We start from the raw sequence: 22,017 nt of genomic DNA on the forward strand, positions 1-22,017 counted from the left end.
GAGAAATGAGATGTGAGATATGAGATATGAGATATGAGATATGAGATCTGAGATAGAAAGGCATTTATAGAGAAAATGGATTTTATAGAAATTTTAAAGGGGACCAATTTTGGTCCCCTTTTTTGTAGAGTTAATATCTCAATACTCAATACTCAAATCTCATATCTCACCTTGAGGAGCTAATATCTCAATACTCAAATCTCATATCTCAATACCTTAAGGAGTTAATATCTCAATACTTAAATCTCATATCTCAATACTCCCTTACGGTTTATCCCACCAAAGCTCAGTGCTTAATGGCACTTCTGCTGGTACATTGGAACCGTTTTCGGTGATTTCATCGGCTGGATAAGCTACGCGGCGGATAAATTTGTCGCCTAGTACAGCACCAATTGGAAGTTTGAAGTCTTTGTATTTGTAATCAAAGCGGCGTACATCGTTCCATGCTTCGGCATTGAGGTAGGTTACGATGTATTTTTCACGGAAGATATCCAATAGGGTCAGGTTTGCCTGTCCTACGGAGATTGCCTTGATGTATTTCGTTGCATCAACTTCAAGAACACCTAATTTATCCATACTTGCTTGGACACCGGCAAGGAAGGCAGCGTATGCTACAGGTTTGTTATTGTCTCTAAATGCGGCTTCTGCTTCAATGAATTTTACTTCAGCATAGGTCAAGATCATCAATGGAGAAGACTCACTGCTTACCGGTGATTTTGAGCTGATATAGCATTCATCACGAACGGTATTCGCAGCACCTACATTTCCTTGTCCACTTACTGTCCCTACATACACACCATGCACAGTTTTTTCAGTGATCTTGGAGATTCTTGGATCTTCAATTCCGTAGGTTTTTCCATTCATTTGATCGATGAAATTACTGCCTAACCAGCCATCCAAGTTGTTCAATAAGTTACTGATCGAAATCGAAGCCCATGGGTTTACACCATCAAAAGTTGACATGCCTACATCCTCAGCATTAGATTCTAGGGAGGCCTGCGCTGCAGCCAAAACTTGTTTTGGATTATATGCAGCTTTCTTGCTGATTTTGTTCAGGACACGGGCTTTTAGTCCATTGGTCAGTTTGATCCATTTATCAAGGTCTCCGCCACATAATAGATCATCTTTTTCACTCAATTCTTGGGTAGCATCTGTTTTTTTGAAATTCTCTAGGGCCTTGTTGATCAGGTCCACTTGAGCTTTATACAAGTCTTCTTCTGAGTCAAAAGGTACGGTCAGTGTTTCCTCTTTTCCAAAAGCTTTGCTGAATGGAACAGAGCCCCAAGTATCAGCAACTAAAGCCAATTGGTAAGCTGTTAAGGCTTGTGCAACGGCTAAGTGGTGGGTAGCACCAGCTTCTTCAGACTTGACCATAAAGTCATACAGGTCAGCTAAAGAATAAAAAAGATTGTTCCAGGTAGAGGAATTATTGGTGATCTGATACGTATCGGTATCCGAACCACCAGAAGGGCTCGCAAAATATTGCGAGTACTGATTGTTGAAATATGCGATCCTATAGTTGTTGAATGCAGCCTTATGTGTGGCCGTAGTCAATAGGGCGTTCAAAGGTGGAGTTTGAACCAAGTTAGGGTTATCGGTCAATTCGAAATAGTCCTTACAACTGTTCAAGGAGAACAGTGCTAGGGCCAATAAGGAAATTTTACCTATTTTGATGAATTTGTTCATGATCTTAAGAATTAAAAGCCAACATTTAAGCTAAATAAGAAGCTTCTCACAGCAGGGTAAGTCATCCCCGCGAAACCTTCGATATTGGATCCACTCGCTGTGGTTGAGTTTTCAGGGTCATAACCTGAGTATTTCGTCCAAAGTGCAAGGTTGTTTCCAATCAAAGAAACTCTAGCATTCTTAACAAACTTGTTTTCTAACCATTGTTGTGGTAAGCTATAGCCAATAGATACAGAACGTAATCTTAACCATGAAGCGTCTTCCACAAAGGCTTGTGAGTTACCACGGAAGTTATCTCTGTAATAACCATTTCCATAATCCACGCCATTTTTAGGGTCTTTTCCTTGACCTAACCACACTTCTTTGGTGTTCTTCGATCCGTCTGCCAATACCCCGTCAAATACTTTGTAATCATTACGGTTCTCCGTGTAATCGGCTTCTCCGAATGCAGCCATAAAGTTTCCTAATTGGTTGTAACGGTATTGTCCAACGCGCGCATCAACCAATACATTTAAGGATAGGCTCTTGTAGTTGAAAGTATTGTTCCAACCGCCAACCCAGCTAGGTTGAACATTGCCTAATTTCTTAGGAACAGAAGTTGATTCCAATACTGGGAAACCATTTGCACCGATCAACATAGGACGGCTTTCATCGTATTCACGTGTTTTGTCCAATCCTTGAGCGATTTCATCAGGAGTATAGTAACGTTTGTATGTTCTACCGTAAAGTGTTCCATAAGACTCTCCTGGACGGATACGCATGGAAACGGTAGAGTTTAAGTATCCATATTCAGAGGAAACCACGATTTCATCGTCCAAATCTTCACGGATATACAGGATCTTGTTTCTGTTGAAGGAGAAGTTGATATCAGAGTTCCATGAGAAGTTGTCTTTCTTAACTGGTGTTGTGTTCAAGGTAATCTCCAAACCTCTGTTACGGATACTACCTGCGTTAATTGATGCAGTAACAAATCCGGTTGTGGAGGATACAGGTACTTGGATAATCTGGTCCTTACTTACTGAGTTGTAGAAGTTAACATCTAACCCTAATCTAGAATTTAAGAACTTCATCTCCATACCCACCTCATAAGTATCGGTAAATTCAGGTTTCAATTGCGGATCACCCAATAATGAAGGTCTTGTAAATCCGATATATCCTGTTGGTAAGTTAGTATATGGAGCAAATCCAGCACTGGTTGAGTAAGGAGCTGCATCTTTACCAATCTGTGCGTATGATAAACGCAATTTAGCGAAGTTAATGGCCTCAGGCATGCTGAACTGGTCTGAAAGCACATAACTCAAGGTTGCAGAAGGGTAGAAGAATGAACGATTATTCTTGCTCAATGTAGAGGTGATATCATTTCTACCCGTCAAGGTCAAGAATAAGTAATCCTTATAAGCTAAGTTCAACTCACCAAAGAAACCCATCAATCTGTATTTTTCATTGTAGGTAGCTGCTTTAATGATATTGGCATTGCCTAGGTCAAACCAGTTGTAAACCGTTAAATCACCACCTTCTGTGGCTGTTCTTTTGATGAATCGGTCATACACGTCCTGACCGACACGTAATGTTGCATTCAGGTCGTCGTTGAAATCATGTTTGAAGGTTGCAATGAATGTGCTGGTCAAAGCCCTGAAATTATTGTTGTAGACATTGTAAAATCCACGACCATCTGCTCCTTCAACACCATTATCATAAACTAAGCGCTCATCCGCTAGGCCTTGGTAACCTATTGCTGTTCCTTCGCGATTATCTCTGTAAGCATCGATACCCACGCGGTACATCAAGTCTACCCATTTCGCTGGTGAATAGGTTAAATCAAAACCTCCGATTACACGTAATACATCATCTTTAAATCTGTTGGTATGTGCTACATAGATCGGGTTGTCGGTTTCACCATACGATTTCATGGTTCCATTATCCATAAGGTAGTCCCTCACATTGTATCTTGGAGTCCAATAGATCAACTGCTCGGCATAGCGATTGGCATTTCCACGGTAACCACCAGAGTTGGTCACGGCAAGGGAAGAACCGCCTTTTAACTTTTCACTTAAAGTGAAATTGGTGTTCAAGCGAGCTTGGTAATTTTTGAAATCAGTTGCAGGAAGTACACCATTATGTTTCAATTGGGAAACGGAGGTCAAGAAACTGAATTTTTCGGAACCTCCAGAGAAGCTTAGGGAATTGCGGAATTGGTTTCCGGTTTCGAAGGCTTCTTCAAAAGGTTTGTATAGGGTTGTTGGGTGCGTAGGATCTACTTTTATAGCATCAGCTATAGTAGGACCCCAAGCAGGCCAGAAATCGTCTTTATCATAAACACCTTTCCATCCTTGGGTATAGGTGTCCTGCATTTTCGGGAATTTATTTACATTTTCAAAGCCAACTGTTCCTTGATAATCAATCTTCAAGGATCCTGCTTTACCACTTTTTGTGGTGATGATGACAACACCGTTTGCACCACGTAATCCATAAAGTGCTGTAGCCGCACCACCTTTAAGGATATTGATGGTTTCAATATCATCAGGGTTGATGTCGACAGAACGGTTACTCATCCCGCGTACTTCTGCACCACCTTGTGTTGAAGTCGAGTTATCCATGAGGATACCGTCAATAACAAAAAGCGGTTGGTTATCCCTAGTAGGGTCGATTGAGTTGATACCACGGATTTGGATATTCGCACCTTGACCAGGAGCACCACCGGTAGAGCTGATGGTCGCGCCAGCAATCTTACCTTGCAGGGCATTGACTAAGTTGGGTTGTTTGTTGGAGTTCAAAGTGGCACTGTTCACACTTTGGGCACCATATCCAAGCGATTTTTCACTTCTTTGGATACCTAAAGCTGTCACTACAACTTCATCGATTTCACTGTCGTCGTGTTGAAGTTGAATGGAGATGTTCGTTCTCCCGCTGATAGGGACCTCAAGAGGGGCATATCCTACAGCACGAATCAACAGGGTCCCGCTGCTTGGTGCATTCAAAGTAAACAATCCGCTTTCATTACTGGAAGTTCCTTGTTGGGTTCCTTTTACAAAAATAGAAGCCCCAACAATTGGTTCACCTTCGGCGTTAGTCACCTTTCCAGCTATGGACAATTGTTGCGCGGAGAGCATCTGTATGGAACATAATGATGCAACCGCAATTGATAAGCAAGTTGGTAAATTCATCTTTAGAGTTATTGGTTATTAGATAAACGAATATAACGGATTCATGTTAAAAACAATGAAAAAATTGCAAAAAAATGCAAAGGTCATTGGTGGAACGTTACTGTATTGGCGTAATATTATGGGATTTGTTAAAATCCTTGCGTTTTTGTGAAGATTTTGGCAAAAAAGATAAAGTGTTGTTGAAAAATCCCTTTATTGGAGATGGCGCTGGTTACATCTTTTTTGTAATCATCTGAATAAGCAGGTAGTAAAGGGTTTGGTCTTGGTTTATCCTCGAGTCTGTTGGGTGTGCGGAGTCGATCCCGCATACTTTTTCAATAAAAAAGGCGGTCAATCTGACCGCCAAATTCTGTTTAAAAATTGTTGCTTAATACCCTGGGTTTTGTTGTGCTTCAAGACCTGGGTTTGCATTGATTTCTACTTGTGGGATAGGTAGTATGGTTTTAAAGAAAGTCCTGTTGATGGATTTTTCTCTATGTGACATCGTCACACCCACATGTTCATCGTTAAAGGTAATGGTTTTATTCGTGCGGATCATGTCCCAATAACGCTGACCTTCACCGTAAAGCTCCTTGCTCTTCTCATCCAAGATCATGGCTTCAGTAACGGTTGCAGCAGTTGCTGGAGCCAACTCTGGAGCACGCTTGCGAATTTCATTAAGATAAGTAGCGGCTTTAGCTTTATCTGCTGATGGTTTTTTCAAGGCTGCTTCTGCTGCATTCAGATAGACTTCAGATAGACGAGCCACTTTAATATTGACTGCAGTATAAGTATCCTTGCCATCTCCGTCTTTTTCAACTGAGCCAACATATTTATAGCAAGCTGCCTGACGATCTAGTTCATCTTTCGTGAAAATTCCCCAACGAACATCTTCTTCATCTTGTCCTAATCGTGACAAGAAATAGTCTGAGGCGGTGAAGTTACCCAAGGCATTATTGTCCTTGTTCCTTAAATAATAGAAACCTAAGGAAGCAGAGCCTAAATCACCTTGGTCCTTTGCTAAAGTGATCTCAAAAATAGACTCTTTACCAAATTGATTTGCCCAGGAAGGTACCCACTCTGCATTCGAGTACAAAGAATACACTTTGGAATCAATAACCTCTTCGGCTGCCGCCAAAGCTTTGTCGAAGTCACCCATGGTCATGTAAACCCTAGAAAGTATCACTCTATTGGCGTAGTAATTAATGTAGCCGTTTGCTTTCGTTTTAGGAAGCAAATCTGCCGCAGCAGTAAGGTCCTTTACGATCTGTCCGTAAACTTCAGAAACCTTATTACGTAGGGGTTGTGCAGAAGTACTTAAGGCTTCAGTAACAATAGGCACACCTAATGCATTCGGGTCCTGCGTATAGGTTTTTCCGTAAAGTTTGACCAACTCAAAGTGCAATAAAGCCCGGATGGTCAAAGCTTGACCTTCAAAATTATTAAAATCCAGTTCAGTTCCAGCTGCTTGTAGGTCATCAATACTTTTGATGATATTGTTTGCTTGCATGATGGCATTGTATCCATCTGCCCAGAAGTCTGAATAGTTATTGTTATTTATGGAATGGTTGAAAACATATAAAGCATCCAATCCGCGACCTTGAGAAACGATGGTCAAATCGCCACCCTTTGCATCTCCATAGAGCATTAAGTTTCTACCAAATAAGCTTGATTTTACAATTTGTCTTGTCAAACCATTGATCATCACCTTTGCATCCGCAACGGTTTGGATCGTTACGCTGGAATCGGTGGAGTTGGTTGGTTTTACGTCCAAGAAATCCTTACAAGAAAATAATGATAAACTTGCAAGGGCTATGATATATAATGAATTCTTTTTCATGATGATAATAATTGAAGGTTATAGACTAACTTCTAATCCAAAGGTATAGGTCTTTCCAAAAGGAGTTTCCCAACCTCTTGTTCCGTATTGGTTAACCTCTGGGTCGGCCCATTTAAATTTAGAAGCGGTTAATAAATTAGTACCATTGAAGAAGATTCTAGCATTACTAAATCCAATTTTGCTTACTACCGTATTAGGTAATCTATAAGAAACATTCACGTTTTTCAAGCGTAGGAATGAGGCATCGTATAGGTGACGTGTTGAACGTGTGATACCATCTTCTGGGTCATTTCCACTGACAAAAGGATAAAGTGAATTCGGGTTGTCTGGTGTCCATACATTCTGGATGGCGTAATAAGAACGAATTCTTTCCCAATAATAACCATCTTCAGCCACATCTCTAGAACCTGCATCAAATAACTTTCCGCCGATTTTATATGTGAAGTTTAAGCCCAGTGAGAAGCCTTTGTATTCAATGTCGGTATTGAAACCACCATACGCTTTAGGGATTGGCGATCCAACGATGACTTGTTTCGCATCACTTACTTTATTGGTAGCACCACGGCCATTATGCAGGAATTCCCCTTCTGTTCCATCATTAGTATACCACATTGGTTTACCATTGCTCGCATCTACACCAGCCCATTCAGCCATGTAATAAGAGTAAACATCTTCTCCTTCTTTGTAGATAAACTGTACTCGTGCATCTCCACCTGTAGGATCCCACCATGTGATATCTTTGCCGCCATAAAGTTTAGATACTTTAGATTTTAAGAATGAAGTGTTGACATTTGCTGACCAACGGAAATCATCTTTTTTTATTAGGTCTCCACCTAAGGAGATTTCGATACCTTTATTGTTGATCTCTCCAACGTTCAATAGGGTAGAGTTGAAGCCAGTAACCAAGGAGATGTTCACATCTTGCAATAAATCCTTAGAATCTCTGTTGAAGTATTCAACAGTACCATACAATCTATTGTTAAATAAACCAAATTCGGCTCCTACGTTGAAGGTATGACTCTTTTCCCATTTCAAATCCTTGTCTGCGATTGTCGTTAAGATTCCTCCGGGTTGATCCATATAGTTGTAACCATAAGATGCCAAGGATCTCCAACCGAAATTCGAGGTAGGAAGGGTTCCGTTGGTTCCATATGAAGCTTTTAGCTTTAGGAGATTGATTTGCTCAATTTCTGAGATAAAGCTTTCGTTTTTAAGGTTCCAAGCAGCTGATAAGGACCAGAAATTACCCCAACGCGTATCAGGGCCTAATCTGGAGTTCCCATCTCTTCTCAAAGATCCGGAAAGGAAATATGTGTTTTTATAATTGTACTCCGCTCTAGAGAATATCGACATCATATTATTTCCCCACATGTAAGCATCTGCGTCCTTGATACCAGCTGTAGCGACCGTATGGAGAGAACTTGAAGGAAGATTAGAACCACTGGCGAATTGATAGTTCGTTTCATTCTTTTCAGCCTCAAAACCTACCAATAAATCTAAGGTATGTTCAGTTGCAAAGGTTTTGTTATAATTCAAGGTTGAAGAAGAAATCAACTTCTTGTAATTGGTGCTGTACTCAAATACTGTTCCGTTAGCTGTAGCACCATAAGTTGTATGGTAATGCAATGGGCTATAATATAAATGATCCTTAACCTCGGCATTGTCATAGGAGAATATGGTTTTACCGGTCAATTCTGGAAGGAATTTTACGGTCAAGGAGGGAGCAGCCACAATACGTAGGGTCTTTGAGGTGTTTTCCCATTGTTTATCATAGTATAATGGGTTGTAACCTAAAGAATTATAGCGTGTTGTGTATTCTTTGCCCGTTTTGTAATCTGTAGGCCAATAGAAAGGAAACAAGAGATTGTTTGCAAGGTACATGTAGTTGGTACCTGTGTTACGCGTATCATTGTATCCTTCTTTGTTGTTATGGTTCAAATTGAAATTGGTAGCAAATTCAACTTTTTCGGATAGTTTTTGCGAGAAGTTCAATCTACCTCCGATTCTTTCAAACTCATTGGTATAAGCTCTACCTTTGTCGGTGGTGTAAGATAAGGATGAATAATATTTGGTTTTATCCGATGCTCCGCTTACCGCAAGGTCATTGGTTTGATATTTTCCTGTACGGAAAAGGGCTTCATTCCAGTCAAAATATTGACCATCTCTGTTTTCTACCCCGTCGGTTTTACCCTTGATGATAATTTTATCATACAAACCGGTTCCTTCGCTAGAGAATTCATAGCCATGGATGCCGAATCTCGTATTCATACGGTTTAAGGCATATTGATTTGCTTGTTCTTGGGTGTATCCGTTAGAGGTTCTGTAATCGTGGAAAATTTGGTAGAAGTATTGAATTTGTTCTTGAGGGTTTCCAGGTTTGTAGTTGTCAGTAGCCCAAGTTGGTGTAACAGCATAAGATGTGCGGAAATCAATTTTTGGTTTCCCTGCTTTTCCTGATTTGGTTGTAATGATCACCACACCATTTGCCGCACGAGAACCGTACAATGAAGATGCAGCTGCATCTTTCAAAATGGAAATGGATTCAATGTCATTGGGGTTAATGGTCGACATAATGTTGTTGCTACTTCCTGAAAGTGCGCCACTCATCTGTCCAACATTTCCTGAAACTACGGGTACTCCATCCACTACATATAATGGTTCGTTGGATGCATTCATGGAACCGATACCCCTAACCCGGATACTGGAAGTTGATCCAGCCTGGCCTGAAGTTGTGTTGATTTGAACACCCGGTACACGACCAGTTAATGCCTGTTCAAAAGAGGTTACAGGAATGTCCTTTGCCTCTTTTTCATAATTTACAGTTGCTGCTGAACCTGTAAAGGAGCTTTTCTTGGCAGTACCATAAGCGACAACCATGACTTCGTCAATGGCTTGGTCATCCTGATTTAAGGTAATGTTGATGGCTTTTCTGCCATTCAGCGGGATTTCTTGGCTTGTGTATCCAATATAAGATACGACCAAGGTGGCATTGTGATCTGCATTTAAAGAAAACAAGCCATTCTCGTTGGTACTGGTACTGATAGTGGTTCCCTTCACAGACACAGTTACTCCTATGAGAGGAGTGCCATCTGATCCAGAAACTTTCCCAGCCACAGCGATTTGTTGCGCATTAACGACCTGCATAGACGTGCAAGCCACTACGCACAAAGTTGTGAGCAAGTGATGTTTCATAATTTTGGTAATTTGTTATTCTTAGGTAATCTGTTTTTTCTAGGTAATGTGTTTTTTGGTTTTTTAGCGTAATTTATATCTTTAAAATTCCAATTCCAGGACGATCAGGTAAGTGGCATAAACCATCCTTCACGGTCATCCCGTCGTAAATATCATTTCCAATCAATAGAGCTCCATCTAAATCTGCCCAATCCACTAAGGGAGCTAATTGTGCTGCTGCAGTGATGGCACAAGAGGTTTCAGTCATACAACCAAGCATAACTTTCATCTCCAAAGAGCGAGCTAATTCGGCCATTCTCTTGGCTTCACGCATCCCTGTACACTTCATTAATTTGATGTTGATGCCCGTGTAAACATCTTTTAGAGCTGGCACGTCGGCAAGGCGCTGACAGCCTTCATCCGCAATCGTAGGGATGGGAGAGCGTTCAGTAAGCCAAGCATTTTCATCGATCATTTCCTTTGGCATCGGTTGTTCTAGAAAGACAACATTTCTTTCCTTTAACCAATGGGACATTTCCAAGGCTTCTTCCTTGTTTTTCCAACCTTGATTGACATCTGCACAAAGGGGAACATCCGTTACTGAACGGATCGTATCAATGATCATCTTGTCGGTGTCAAGACCAAGTTTTACTTTCAAAATCTTGAATTGCTGAGCCTCAGCCACTTTTTTGCGGATCATTTCTTCCGTGTCAATTCCAATGGTATAGGAAGTTGGAGGAATAAGATCAGGGTTTAATCCCCAGATTTTATAAAATGGTTGGCCCATTATTTTGCCTAATACATCGTGTAATGCGATATCGACAGCAGCTTTAGCTGCCGTATTCTTTGCATCGACCTGATCGATGTAATGTAGGATTTCTTCGGTCTGGAAAGGGGAGTTGAACCTTGAAAGATCGATCTTGTTCAAAAAATTCATGACCGACTCTTGGGATTCCCCAAGATAAGGAGGCATGCTAGCCTCGCCATAACCTATTATACCATCATATTCGAGTTCAGTCAGTACGACTGGAGTTGTCGATCGACTAAAAGACGCTACGGTAAATACATGGCGTAGTTCTAGCGTATAAGGCTTGAAACGAAGGGTGAATTTTCCCATTTTTTTGCTTTGCCACTCGTTACTGTTCATGGTTATTTTTGGTTATAGTAAGGGTTTTCTTGGATCTTTTGTACTTGTTGGTCTTTTACGCCAATATATCTTTTAGCGGCTACCACGGTCCTTGTTTGAAAGTCATCGTAGTTTGCGGCATCTTTCAACATAGAATTGATGCGTACAGTTCCGGCAGAATGGATAAATTCGCCATTTCCGATATAGAGTGCAACGTGGGTAACACGGGCATTCGGATTACTGTTTTTGCCTGAAGCAAAAAACAATAAATCAGCCGGTTTTAAGTTTTTAAGTGCTTTTTTAGCATCGAAATGACCGTCTTTATCGAGGATGTCAATATTCTGTCCCGCCAATACCTGTTGGGATGCATCTCTAGGAATGATGTAACCATTCATGTAGTAGGCAGTTTTGGTAAAACCACTACAATCTACCCCTTTTACCGAGGTTCCGCCCCATAGATAAGGCAGTCCCATCATGGTCTTTGCGCTGCTGATAACGTTGTCGGCTGTCAATTCTCTTGAGTTGAGCCATTTATCAAAAGTTAATGCTTCATCCTTAGGGATGAAAGCAATTCTGTGGTCTGGATAGGTTACTTTATAATAATTTCCTTCCTCAGCTAAAAGGCCAAGGATATTTCCATAGACTAAATCAGAAACCCGCACACTTTTGGGGTCTGCTTTAGAAAGAGATTTTCCAAATTCAGCAGTATAGATTAATTTCGGTAGCTTTCTCCATTTTTCTAAATCAGCCTGGTCCATAGCTGCAATTGATGAAGCAGGAACATAAGAGATATATCCTTCAGGGGTCCTTGCTCTATATTCGCCATCCACTTTTTGTAAGAGGTCGACTTCTGTTCCAAGAATAGCTTGTGTCGCCATTTCCGATGCATTCCCTGGTTTTGTCCTGAAGTTTGCCACAGATAAATTAACCACTCCATGTACTTTTTTGCCTACTGAAGAATCTGGAAGAGCATTGATTCGGATTGTTGCGGGGATATTAGCTGATTGTACCTTGATGTAGTTGCTGGCTTCAGCAACACTCGATTCAATTACGTACTGATTATTGATGGCATTTGCCTCTGTAAGGGCAACGATTTTGGTTCGTTTATCAGGTGCAAATTGTTGTTTAGCGTCTTGGACGATCTGGTCAACTTTTTTATAGATTGTAGAGTCTGTTTGGGCGTAAGAAGTTGTGTTCAAACAGAAAAATGTGCAGAATAGCGCAGTGATACGTATCATCATTCTAGTCTTTAATAATTGTTATCTTGGTAAAACCGCATAAATATGCGAAAAATAGACTGTAATTAAGCGTATTTTTACGTTTTTTCCAAATAATTAACTGTAGATAACGCATAATTTACAATCGTTTAATCCTTGTTCTTTGTAAATTGTATTCCTAATATTGTAATTACTATGCATTCAAGAAGAAAATTTATAAAACAAGGTATCATTGGGGCTGCCAGTATCGGTACGGTAGCTTCTGCTATTTCCTGTCAAGCGACAGAAAAAGCTGCCAAATCGGTTCGTAAACCGATCGTTATTTCCACCTGGGATTTTGGAGTTGCTGCTAATCAAGCGGCTTGGGAGATCCTGAAGAAAAAGGGTCGGGCATTAGATGCGGTCGAAGCCGGCGTAAAAATCCCCGAAGCCGATTTAAAGAATGTAACAGTGGGAAAGGGCGGTTATCCAGACCGTGACGGACATGTTACCTTGGATGCATGTATCATGGATGAGCTGGGCAATTGTGGTTCGGTAGCTGCAATGGAGGATATCGCTCACCCTATTTCCGTAGCGAGATTGGTGATGGAAAAAACGCCGCATGTGATGTTGGTTGGAGATGGTGCCAGACAATTTGCGTTAGAAAATGGTTTCCAAGCGGAAAATTTATTGACACCTAGTTCGGAGGAGGCCTGGAAGGAATGGTTAAAGGAAAAGAACTATAAACCGGTCATGAATATAGAGAACAAATCCTTTGCGACAGAAAGATTGCCGGGAAACAAATACAACCATGATACCATAGGAATGTTGGCCCTAGATGCAGATGGAAACCTTTCTGGTGCCTGCACTACTAGCGGTATGGCCTTTAAGATGCATGGTAGGGTTGGTGATAGCCCAATTATTGGTGCAGGTTTATATGTTGACAATGAAGTTGGGGGTGCAACTTCGACCGGTGTGGGGGAGGAAGTCATCCGAAATGTGGGGAGTTTCTTGGTCGTGGAATTGATGCGCCAAGGTTATTCGCCCGAGGACGCCTGTAAGGAAGCCGTGATGCGGATCGTGAAGAAAAAACCGGAAATCGCTAAAGATATCCAAGTAGGCTTTTTAGCCTTAAATAAAAATGGTGAATATGGATCCTATGCCTTACAAGATGGATTTACTTTCGCTATCTGTGATGATAAGCAACAAGATTTGATCGAAAAAGGTAAGTTTCATTACAAACCGAAATAATATTCCTACAATAGGGAAAGGAAGGCAGAAACAGGGGGTTGTTTCTGCCTTTTTTATTTAATCCTTTTAGGATCAGGCTTGCCAATTCCAAATGGCAAGCCTTTGGTTTTTATCGTTTTGCTTAACACGGAGTTAAACCATTTCCTGATATATAACATATTCTTAATATCTTTTTAATTAAATTATATTAATTCAAAAGTAAATTTGTTGTGCAAATAAAAAGGACTTCTTTTAATAAAGTCTGCTTTACTAGCCAATTTAATTATATAAGGAAACATTTGTTTTCCATTAAAGAAATATTTTAAGAATGTTTAGGAGATTACTGTTTATTTTCACAGTTACACTGTTATTTTTTAGTTCATGTCGTAAAGACTTTGGTTGGGTTCCAGACCAGCAAAAAAAATCCATTTTATTTTCAAGTAAGATCTCTGGACAGGTACTGACTCGTATGTCTGGTTCACAATGGGATAATAATGATTCCATTTCTGTTTTTATGTATCATGGTGATGCATTAAATCAAAATACGGTCTTGTCTGAAGGGTTCAATAAGCAATTTATTACCAACAGCAGTGGTAATTTTTCACCGAAGACAACTGCGGATGCCATGAATTTCCCAGCGGATAAGGAGGTTAGGTTTGTTGCATTTTATCCTTATAAAAACAGCCTTGATTTCCATCGGGATCTGGATATATCCGATCAGGAAGACCAGGATCAAATTGATTATTTGCTGGGCAAGAGTGCCAGTACTTTAGGTTATCAGCAGGGAGCGGTCCAACTGAAATTTGAAAGGGTCATGGCGAAGATCCAAGTAAGGGTCAAAGCTAAAGGAATACAGGCTGTAACGGCCAAATTAAGTCCGCTATTGACTGCGGCCACATTCCAAATTGGTCAGGCAGAATTAAATCCCCAAAAAACTTTTAAAGATGTTTCTGGTAAGGTCATATCAACCGGTGATGAAACGGTGATTGAATGGGTTGTTTTTCCAGGAAAATTGGAAAGCCAATCTAGAATGGTTTTCAAGAGCAATACGGGTGAGACCTATACCTGGGAAATCGGAAAATTAGGGACTGAGTATGAGCAAGGGAACAGGTATTCCTACGATATTAATTTATCGGATGGGGGGATAGTGGATCCCAAGCCTGCTGTATCTTATATGGAGTTACCTGTCATCTCCAATTCAACTGAACTGGAGTATAACTTTAAAATGACTCCAGATCGATCCAAGCGAAATTACTCCATGCTATATGACAAGAAAAATAGAATTGCCCATTGGGTCGCCTATCCTTTGAGCAAAGATTATTTAGGTAGGCAATCGAGGACCAATCGTTGGGCGTTTGACCCTAATTTTCCGGACTATACCCAGCCCCTGTTAAGGAAAGGTTTTGGGGTGTCAGGGATAGACCGCGGGCATCAAATACCGAGTGCGGATCGGACAAGAAATGCTGCAGAAAACGCAACGACTTTTTATTATACCAATATGACAGCGCAGACCAGTTCCTTAAATCAAGGTGTTTGGGCAAAATTGGAAAATCAAATCCGGTCCTGGACTACAGTTTCTGGCGTAGATACCATGTATGTAGTGACTGGTGCGGGCTTGAGTTTCGCAAATGGGTCCATTGACTACGTGCAAGATAATCAAGGGAATAGAGTTGCCAAACCAAAATATTACTATAAAGCCCTAGCGGTAAAACGCGGTACAGCCTATTACACCATCGGATTTTATATGGAGAATAAAGTGACCCCTACGAAAGCTAATTTTTCGAGCTACCGTATGACGGTAAGTGAATTGGAAAGGAAGACTGGTTATCAATTCTTCCCAGGTATTCCTAGGGAAACCAAAAACAAGATCAATGATGCAATCTGGAGATAAGACTTACTATAATTCAATTAAATAAATTACAATGAAAACAAAACAATTATTAGGTGCCGCCTTGGCATTTATCGCTCTGGTCTCTTCCTGCAAAAAGGATGACTACAGAAAGTTGGAAAAAACCAACCCTTCGGAAGTACAGTTCACTTCTAGGATTTTAGGTACACAAGCGACAAAAGCTAATGGTAACACCTGGGATTCTAATGACGAAATCGGTGTATTTATGAAGCAAGGGACTGGCTTGAGCAATATCTTGGCTGGGAACAAAAAGTACAGTACCAACGGAAACGGAAATTTTTCTGCCTCTGGAAACAATGTGATCAATTATCCTGAAGCTGGTCAAGTAGACTTTATTGCTTATTACCCTTATTCAGCAGATTTAAAAGGAACATCTTTAGGCTTCAATATTTCAGAGCAAAGTAACCCTGCGAAGATTGATGTCATGTATTCAAACAACGCAAAGAGTTTGAGCAAAGGTTCAAAAACAGCAAGTTTGGAATTTGCGCATAAGTTGGCAAAAGTTGAATTGATTGTGAAGGCTGGTAAAGGAGTATCGAATTTAACAGGTCTAAAAACAGCTTATAACAATATTCCAACCTTGTCAAACATGGATTTGGCTACGGGAACTATTGCGAATGGATCAGGAGCTGCAAATGTTCAAGCTAAGGTAACTGCTCAACAAGAAAATCAATTAGTTGAAGCAATCTTGATTCCGGGAGAATATAGCGCTAAGGAAGTTGTGTTCAGTATTGGTTCGGATAACTATAAATGGACTTTGCCAGCGAACCTGAACTATGAGTCTGGTAAGAAATACACTTACAATATTACCCTACAATTAGGTGGTTCAGTTGCTGTAACTGGAAATGCCATTATTACAGATTGGATTTCGGTAACTGGTGGAACACATACCATTGGAAAAGATGGCGGAACGGTTACTCCTCCAGTACCAACTGGAACTGAACAGACTATTTATGAGGAGAATTTTGGGGATCTGGGTGCTGGAAATAGAATTAAAATTGACCAATATACTGGGTTTAGTAATAAAACGGTAAAGTATTCAAATTTATATACAACGGGATGGGTTGATATCCGTAAAATTAGTACTCAGGATGCACATGTTTGGTTTGCTGCGAATAGAACTACAGGGTTAAAAATCGAAGGTATCAATACAACGGGCTATAGAGATTTGAAATTGACTTATATATTGGCAGCAAATGGTTCAGGTGAACCTGTTGAGGGTTTGAAAGTTAGAATTAACGGGAATGAATTACAGCCAAAAGGCGTATTAGGCGGTCAAAATGAATTTTCAGTTCAAACTATAAGTTCTGGTATTCCAGCCGCAGCTATTACCATTGAATTTGATGCACAATCTGCGAATAATAAAAATGGTTATCGTGTCGATGACATCAAATTAGTAGGAACAAAATAATCATTATTAATACAAGGTTGGGGGAAATAATTTCCCTCTTCCTTGTTCTATAGATTCTTTAGAATATAAAGAACATGCAAAAGATTTTTTCCATTATCTTTTTGTTGACCTGCTTATGTACTACCGTATTTGGTCAAGGAGGTATACAACTTACAGGTAAAGTGGTTCATAGCCGAACGAAAGTTCCCTTGCTGGGGATTTCGGTTACTCTGGAACAAAACAAGATGAACAGCAGCACGAATGAGGAGGGCGAGTTTGTCTTTGTAAACTTGAAGGCTGGACCTGAAAAAATAATCATCCAGTCGGCAGGTTTTCGAAATTATGAAATGGATTTTGAATTAAAGGATTCCACTTCCATGAAATTGGAAGATATAGCATTAGTTGCCGAGAACCAGATTGATGTACAAACCGTTTTGGGGGTAATAGATGATGATGTCATATCATCGGATGGAGACAAGAGTTCCCAGGATATTCAGGCATCTGTCATTCTTTCTAATGACCTTTATTTAAATAAGGTTGGCTTTAAACTCTTTCCATACAGATTTAGGGTTAGGGGTTATGATCCCAATTATGAACAGATTTATATCAACGGTATTTTGGCAAATGACCAATATCGCCGAGTTTTTAATTATGCTTCCATCGGAGCATTAAATGACCTGACCCGAAATGGGGATGTGGTCAACTACAATCAAATCGGAACATACACTTTCGGAACCATTGGAGGTTCTGAAAATATCAATATGCGAGCGAGCTCCTATGCAAAAGGAGGTAAGCTCACCATGTCTTATACCAATAGGAATTATTATGCGAGGTCCATGTTCAGTTATTCAACTGGCTTGAATGAAAAAGGATGGGCATTTACAGGAGCAGTCGGCGGGCGCTTTTCGGACAAGGGATATATCCCCGGGACTTCCTACCGAAACCTGTCCTATGCTCTTTCCATGGAAAAGCAATGGCAGGATGGTGATCATTCCCTTTCCGTCCTTACTTTTGGATCTCCGGTGATCCGGGGGCAGCAGGGATCTTCTTTTCAAGAAGTATATGATCTGGTCGGCAATAATTTATACAATCCTAACTGGGGATACCAAAACGGAAAGGTCCGCAATTCAAGGATGGTTCATGCTTTTGATCCTACGATGGTGATTTCCCATCGTTGGAAAATTGATGAAAGAAGCAGTTTGACCTCTGGTGGGATTTTACACTATGGCCGATACAGCAATTCTGCATTGAACTGGTATAATGCCATGGATCCTAGGCCAGATTATTACCGGTATCTGCCGTCTAATTTTTCTAGATTTACTCCAAACCTTGATGCAAGGACCATTCAGCAGTATACTCAACTTTGGAAATCCAGGGATCCAAATGTGACCCAGCTGAACTGGGAGGAATTGTACAGGCAGAACCTGAACACCGAAAATAAAAGGAAGATGAATGGTGCTGCCTTATATACTTTGGAGCGAAGGCATTCTGATCTTTTAGAAGGAACGGTAAACGTGACTTTCAACAAGCTCTACCAAAATAATTTCAATCTTACTGCAGGTATTGAAGCCCGAAAAACGAGATCTTACCAATATAAGACCATTGACGATTTACTGGGTGCAGACCATGTCCTGGATTTGGATAAGTTTGCAGAACGAGAAAATCCTGGGAATGAAAATGTCAAACAGAATGACCTACAATTTCCAAATCGGAAGGTATATGAAGGCGATATTTTCGGATATGACTATGATATCGATATTCAGGCAGTCAATGCATGGGTGAGCAATAGTTTTCAGTCAAGGAATTTAGAACTTTATTATGGCACAAAAATAAGCTATACCGACTTTCGCCGGGTCGGGAATATGAGAAATGGTCGATTCCCAGATCATTCTTTTGGCAAAGGACCAAAGTATGATTTTGTCGATTTCACCGTGAAAGCGGGGTTGACTTATAAATTTGATGGCAGGAACTTCCTTTCTGCAAATTCAGCCTATATCACTGAACCACCGGCACCGGATCGTTCCTTTGTTATGCCAAGGGTGACGGATAGGGTTGTACAGGGTCTGTCAAGTGGAAGAATCTTTCATAACGATATCAATTACGTTTTTTCCTTGCCTCATTTATCTGGGCGACTTTCCCTTTTCCAGACCAATTTTTACGATCAACTGGAGCGGATGAATTATTACCATGATTCCCAACGCACCTTTGTCTTCCATAATCTGAGCGGGGTTGACCGTAAGCATAGAGGTGTGGAGGCAAGTCTTACCTATAGTTTGAATCAGAATTGGAATTTTGACTTTATAGGAACCTTAGCGGAATATTTCTACAGCAATAATCCAATGGGAACAATGAATTCCGAGAATGGGCTTTTGCTGAACAGGGAAGAAAAGGTTTACATGAAGAACCTATTTGTTTCCGGGACTCCACAGGCGGCTGGAATAATTGCGGCCAGATATTTCTATGATTATTGGTTTCTGGAAATGAGTGGGAATCTGGTCGGATGGAATTATATGTCCTCAGCTGCTTTAAGAAGAATGGCATCGGTATATGCTACAGTAAGTCCGCAACAAGAGAATTTTGAATCGTACAGGAAATTGACGAGTCAAGAACGACTACAAAGTAATTTCACCATAGATGCTTCGGTAGGGAAAATGATATATCTGAAGAAAAGACGGTCGCTGAATTTCAATCTATCCATCATGAATTTGCTCAACCAAAAGAACATAGGGACTGGCGGTTTTGAGCAAGGCAGGTTAGACTTAGTTTATCCAGAGCGATTCAGTTCTCGATATTTCTATATGCAGGGCTTTAATGTCTTCTTCAATACGAGTTACAGGTTTTAATAAAAATATAAAATGAAAAAAATTAGGCTAATCTATTTATTCCTTTTCAGCATGCTGTTCTTTGCATGCGAACGCGAGTATACTCCACCACCTTTATCAGAACCTGTTTATAAAGGAAAACTGGAGAACATTAGTATCAAGGAGCTCAAAGATCGATTTAAGGATTTAAAAGATCCAAAATTCATGGATGAGGAGCTGATTATCAAAGGAGTGGTCACAGGGAACGATGAATCCGGAAATATCTATAAGCAAATATATGTTCAAGATGGAAGTGCTGGGATTAATATTGGGGTAGAACAGAATTCTGTCTATGCAACCTATCAGGTGGGGCAGGAAGTATTTGTGAACTTAAAGGATTTGTACATCATAAAATATGGAGGCGAATTACAGATAGGCCTTGGTACAACAAATGCCAATAGGATTTCATGGCAAGGTTTTCAAGAAAAAGTAAAGATGAATCGATGGCCCAACCCTGCCAATGTAAAACCCAAGCTCGTCACATTTGATAAGTTGACCGATGATTTAGTTCATCAGCTCGTAGAGGTCAAAGATGTCAGCTTTGTAAATGGAGGAAAGAAATCATTTTCAGGGAAGAATGAGACCAGTAATGAAGAAATAAGGGACAAGAATGGGAAAGTATTGGTGGTTCGGACGAGCAATTATTCTAATTTTTCCCAAGATCTATTGCCCAAAGGAACTGGGAACCTAGTTGGAATTTTAGGTAGGTTCAATGGGACCTGGCAGTTGGTACTCCGGACGAAAGAGGATGTTTTGCATTTTAATGGACTTGAACCAGAAGAAGTAAAACCTACTGTCGGTAGTTTTTTCAAAGAGACATTTGGAGAAGGAATCTATACAGCCGGGAACCGTCCGAAAATCAATGATTTTAAAGGCTTCGACATGAAGCCACCCGTACAATATAAGGAAGATGCTGGGACCGCTGATATTAGAAGTATCTCTGGTGGAAATGGAGCCCATATTTGGTTGCCAGCCAACCGAGACGCTACTGTGGTTGTCTCCGGAATCAATTCGCAAGGAAAAGGAGAGGTGACCCTTAAATATCAGTTGACGGCTAACTTGTTCGATGCTTCAGCGATGGCTGATCTGAACCAGATCCAGGTCAAGATTAATGGGCGATTGATGACGGTCCCAAGTAAAGCAATTTCAAATGCTGCGGGTGACAATAATAAATGGTTTACTATTAGTATTCCAAAAATCCAACAGTCCAATAACCTGACTATCGAGTTTGTTTCTAGCTCTGCCAACAATAAAATTGGCTTTAGATTAGATAATATTGAATTGCTTGCTGCAGATGCTGGAAAGGGAGGAAAAGAAGAAGTCATTGTACTTAAATCGAAATAAGGTTATGCTGAGAAATCTTCTTAAAAAGTATTTTCTTTTATTTCTTTTAACAACCATCTGTTATTGCAGCCTTGGTCAGCAAAAGCAATATTCGGTTTATCCAATTGCCTTTTATAACGTTGAAAACCTCTTTGATACGGAACGCGATAGCAGCATTCAAGATGAGGAATTCACTCCAGATGGAGGTATGAATTGGACACCCGATAAATATTGGAAGAAACTAGAAAAAATAGCTTCTGTATTGAGCAGTATAGGTCGGAAATACGGTAAATCGGGGCCTGCAATTATCGGTCTTTCCGAGATAGAAAATAGAAGGGTATTAAATGACCTGATCATGCAAAATGAGATTGCAGGAAACCAATATGAGATCGTACATTACGAATCCCCTGACCGTCGGGGTATAGATGTTGCAATGCTCTATAATCCAAAACTCTTTCGGTTGATTGACGCGCAAGTATTGCCTTATAAATTGGCAAGTAAACCTAGTTACGTGACGCGGGATGTGCTCATGGTAAAGGGTGTGATGGCTAATGAAATGGTCCATATATTTGTCAACCATTGGCCTTCAAGGTTTGGTTCTAAATCCTCTGAACTTCGAGAACATGCTGCAGGTATAGTCAAAAATGCAGTGGATTCCATTTATCTGAAAAATCCCCAAGCGAAGATCATTATCATGGGAGACCTTAATGATGACCCTGTAGATGTCAGTGTCAAGGATGTGCTGGGTGCAAAAAGAAGAAGTGAAAACCTGAAGACAGGGGATTTATATAACACCATGTACAAGCATTATGTACAAGGTATCGGTTCCCTGGGCTATCTCGCAAAATGGAGTCTGTTTGATCAAATAATTATTTCTGAGGCTCTTTTAGGAGATGATAGGAGCAGTTTGAAGTTTTGGAAATCTGAAATATATAATCCCGATTATTTAATTACCAAAGATGGCAGGTATAAGGGATATCCCTTAAGGACTTTTTCTGGGAATCTTTTTCAGAATGGTTATTCCGACCATTTTCCGGTATTGATTTATCTATTGAAGGAATTAAATTGATTCAAGTATGAAAGATATTAGAAAAAATTGTCGAGGCAAATTCGTTATAGTTTTATTTCTTATCATCAGCTAT

The 22,017-nt window shown here is 40.3% G+C and carries 12 protein-coding genes; 6 read left to right on the forward strand and 6 right to left on the reverse strand.

Annotated features, from left to right (window positions below):
- Positions 1 to 264 precede the first annotated feature (264 nt).
- From CKW03_RS04580 to CKW03_RS04605, 6 genes are all read right to left on the reverse strand, one after another.
- Entirely contained in the window at positions 265 to 1,686 is a 1,422-nt protein-coding gene (locus CKW03_RS04580; protein ID WP_093098817.1) for a SusD/RagB family nutrient-binding outer membrane lipoprotein, read from the reverse strand.
- An 11-nt stretch (positions 1,687 to 1,697) separates the two neighbouring features.
- A complete protein-coding gene (locus CKW03_RS04585) occupies positions 1,698 to 4,850 on the reverse strand; it encodes a SusC/RagA family TonB-linked outer membrane protein (protein WP_093098818.1) in 3,153 nt (1,050 codons plus the stop codon).
- A gap of 367 nt (positions 4,851 to 5,217) precedes the next feature.
- Complete coding sequence (locus CKW03_RS04590; protein ID WP_093098820.1) at positions 5,218 to 6,669, reverse strand: RagB/SusD family nutrient uptake outer membrane protein; 1,452 nt, start codon at positions 6,667 to 6,669, stop codon at positions 5,218 to 5,220.
- 18 nt (positions 6,670 to 6,687) lie between these two features.
- Positions 6,688 to 9,861, reverse strand: coding sequence for a SusC/RagA family TonB-linked outer membrane protein (locus CKW03_RS04595; protein WP_093098822.1), 3,174 nt, complete (start codon positions 9,859 to 9,861; stop codon positions 6,688 to 6,690).
- Positions 9,862 to 9,934: 73 nt separating this feature from the next.
- Positions 9,935 to 10,987 carry a dipeptide epimerase gene (locus CKW03_RS04600; RefSeq protein WP_093098824.1) on the reverse strand — a complete coding sequence of 351 codons (1,053 nt, stop codon included), beginning with the start codon at positions 10,985 to 10,987 and terminating at the stop codon, positions 9,935 to 9,937.
- 2 nt (positions 10,988 to 10,989) lie between these two features.
- Positions 10,990 to 12,207, reverse strand: a complete 1,218-nt coding sequence (locus CKW03_RS04605; protein WP_093098826.1) for a C40 family peptidase — start codon at positions 12,205 to 12,207, stop codon at positions 10,990 to 10,992.
- A 171-nt stretch (positions 12,208 to 12,378) separates the two neighbouring features.
- On the opposite strand from CKW03_RS04605, the gene CKW03_RS04610 reads away from it, so the two are divergent.
- The 6 genes from CKW03_RS04610 (at position 12,379) to CKW03_RS04635 (ending at position 21,944) form a co-directional block, all read left to right on the forward strand.
- The gene (locus tag CKW03_RS04610) at positions 12,379 to 13,413 is read left to right on the forward strand and encodes a glycosylasparaginase (RefSeq protein ID WP_093098828.1); all 1,035 of its coding nucleotides are present in this window, start codon (positions 12,379 to 12,381) and stop codon (positions 13,411 to 13,413) included.
- Between the two features lie 307 nt (positions 13,414 to 13,720).
- Positions 13,721 to 15,283 carry a DNA/RNA non-specific endonuclease gene (locus CKW03_RS04615; protein WP_093098829.1) on the forward strand — a complete coding sequence of 521 codons (1,563 nt, stop codon included), beginning with the start codon at positions 13,721 to 13,723 and terminating at the stop codon, positions 15,281 to 15,283.
- Between the two features lie 31 nt (positions 15,284 to 15,314).
- Complete coding sequence (locus CKW03_RS04620; RefSeq protein ID WP_093098831.1) at positions 15,315 to 16,712, forward strand: fimbrillin family protein; 1,398 nt, start codon at positions 15,315 to 15,317, stop codon at positions 16,710 to 16,712.
- A 74-nt stretch (positions 16,713 to 16,786) separates the two neighbouring features.
- The gene (locus tag CKW03_RS04625; RefSeq protein WP_093098832.1) at positions 16,787 to 19,534 is read left to right on the forward strand and encodes a TonB-dependent receptor; all 2,748 of its coding nucleotides are present in this window, start codon (positions 16,787 to 16,789) and stop codon (positions 19,532 to 19,534) included.
- A 12-nt stretch (positions 19,535 to 19,546) separates the two neighbouring features.
- Positions 19,547 to 20,896, forward strand: coding sequence for a DUF5689 domain-containing protein (locus CKW03_RS04630; RefSeq protein WP_093098834.1), 1,350 nt, complete (start codon positions 19,547 to 19,549; stop codon positions 20,894 to 20,896).
- Positions 20,897 to 20,900: 4 nt separating this feature from the next.
- Positions 20,901 to 21,944 carry an endonuclease/exonuclease/phosphatase family protein gene (locus CKW03_RS04635; RefSeq protein WP_093099073.1) on the forward strand — a complete coding sequence of 348 codons (1,044 nt, stop codon included), beginning with the start codon at positions 20,901 to 20,903 and terminating at the stop codon, positions 21,942 to 21,944.
- The last annotated feature ends 73 nt before the right edge of the window (positions 21,945 to 22,017 follow it).

The sequence above is a fragment of the Sphingobacterium mizutaii genome (assembly GCF_900187125.1).
GTDB classification, from domain to species: domain Bacteria; phylum Bacteroidota; class Bacteroidia; order Sphingobacteriales; family Sphingobacteriaceae; genus Sphingobacterium; species Sphingobacterium mizutaii.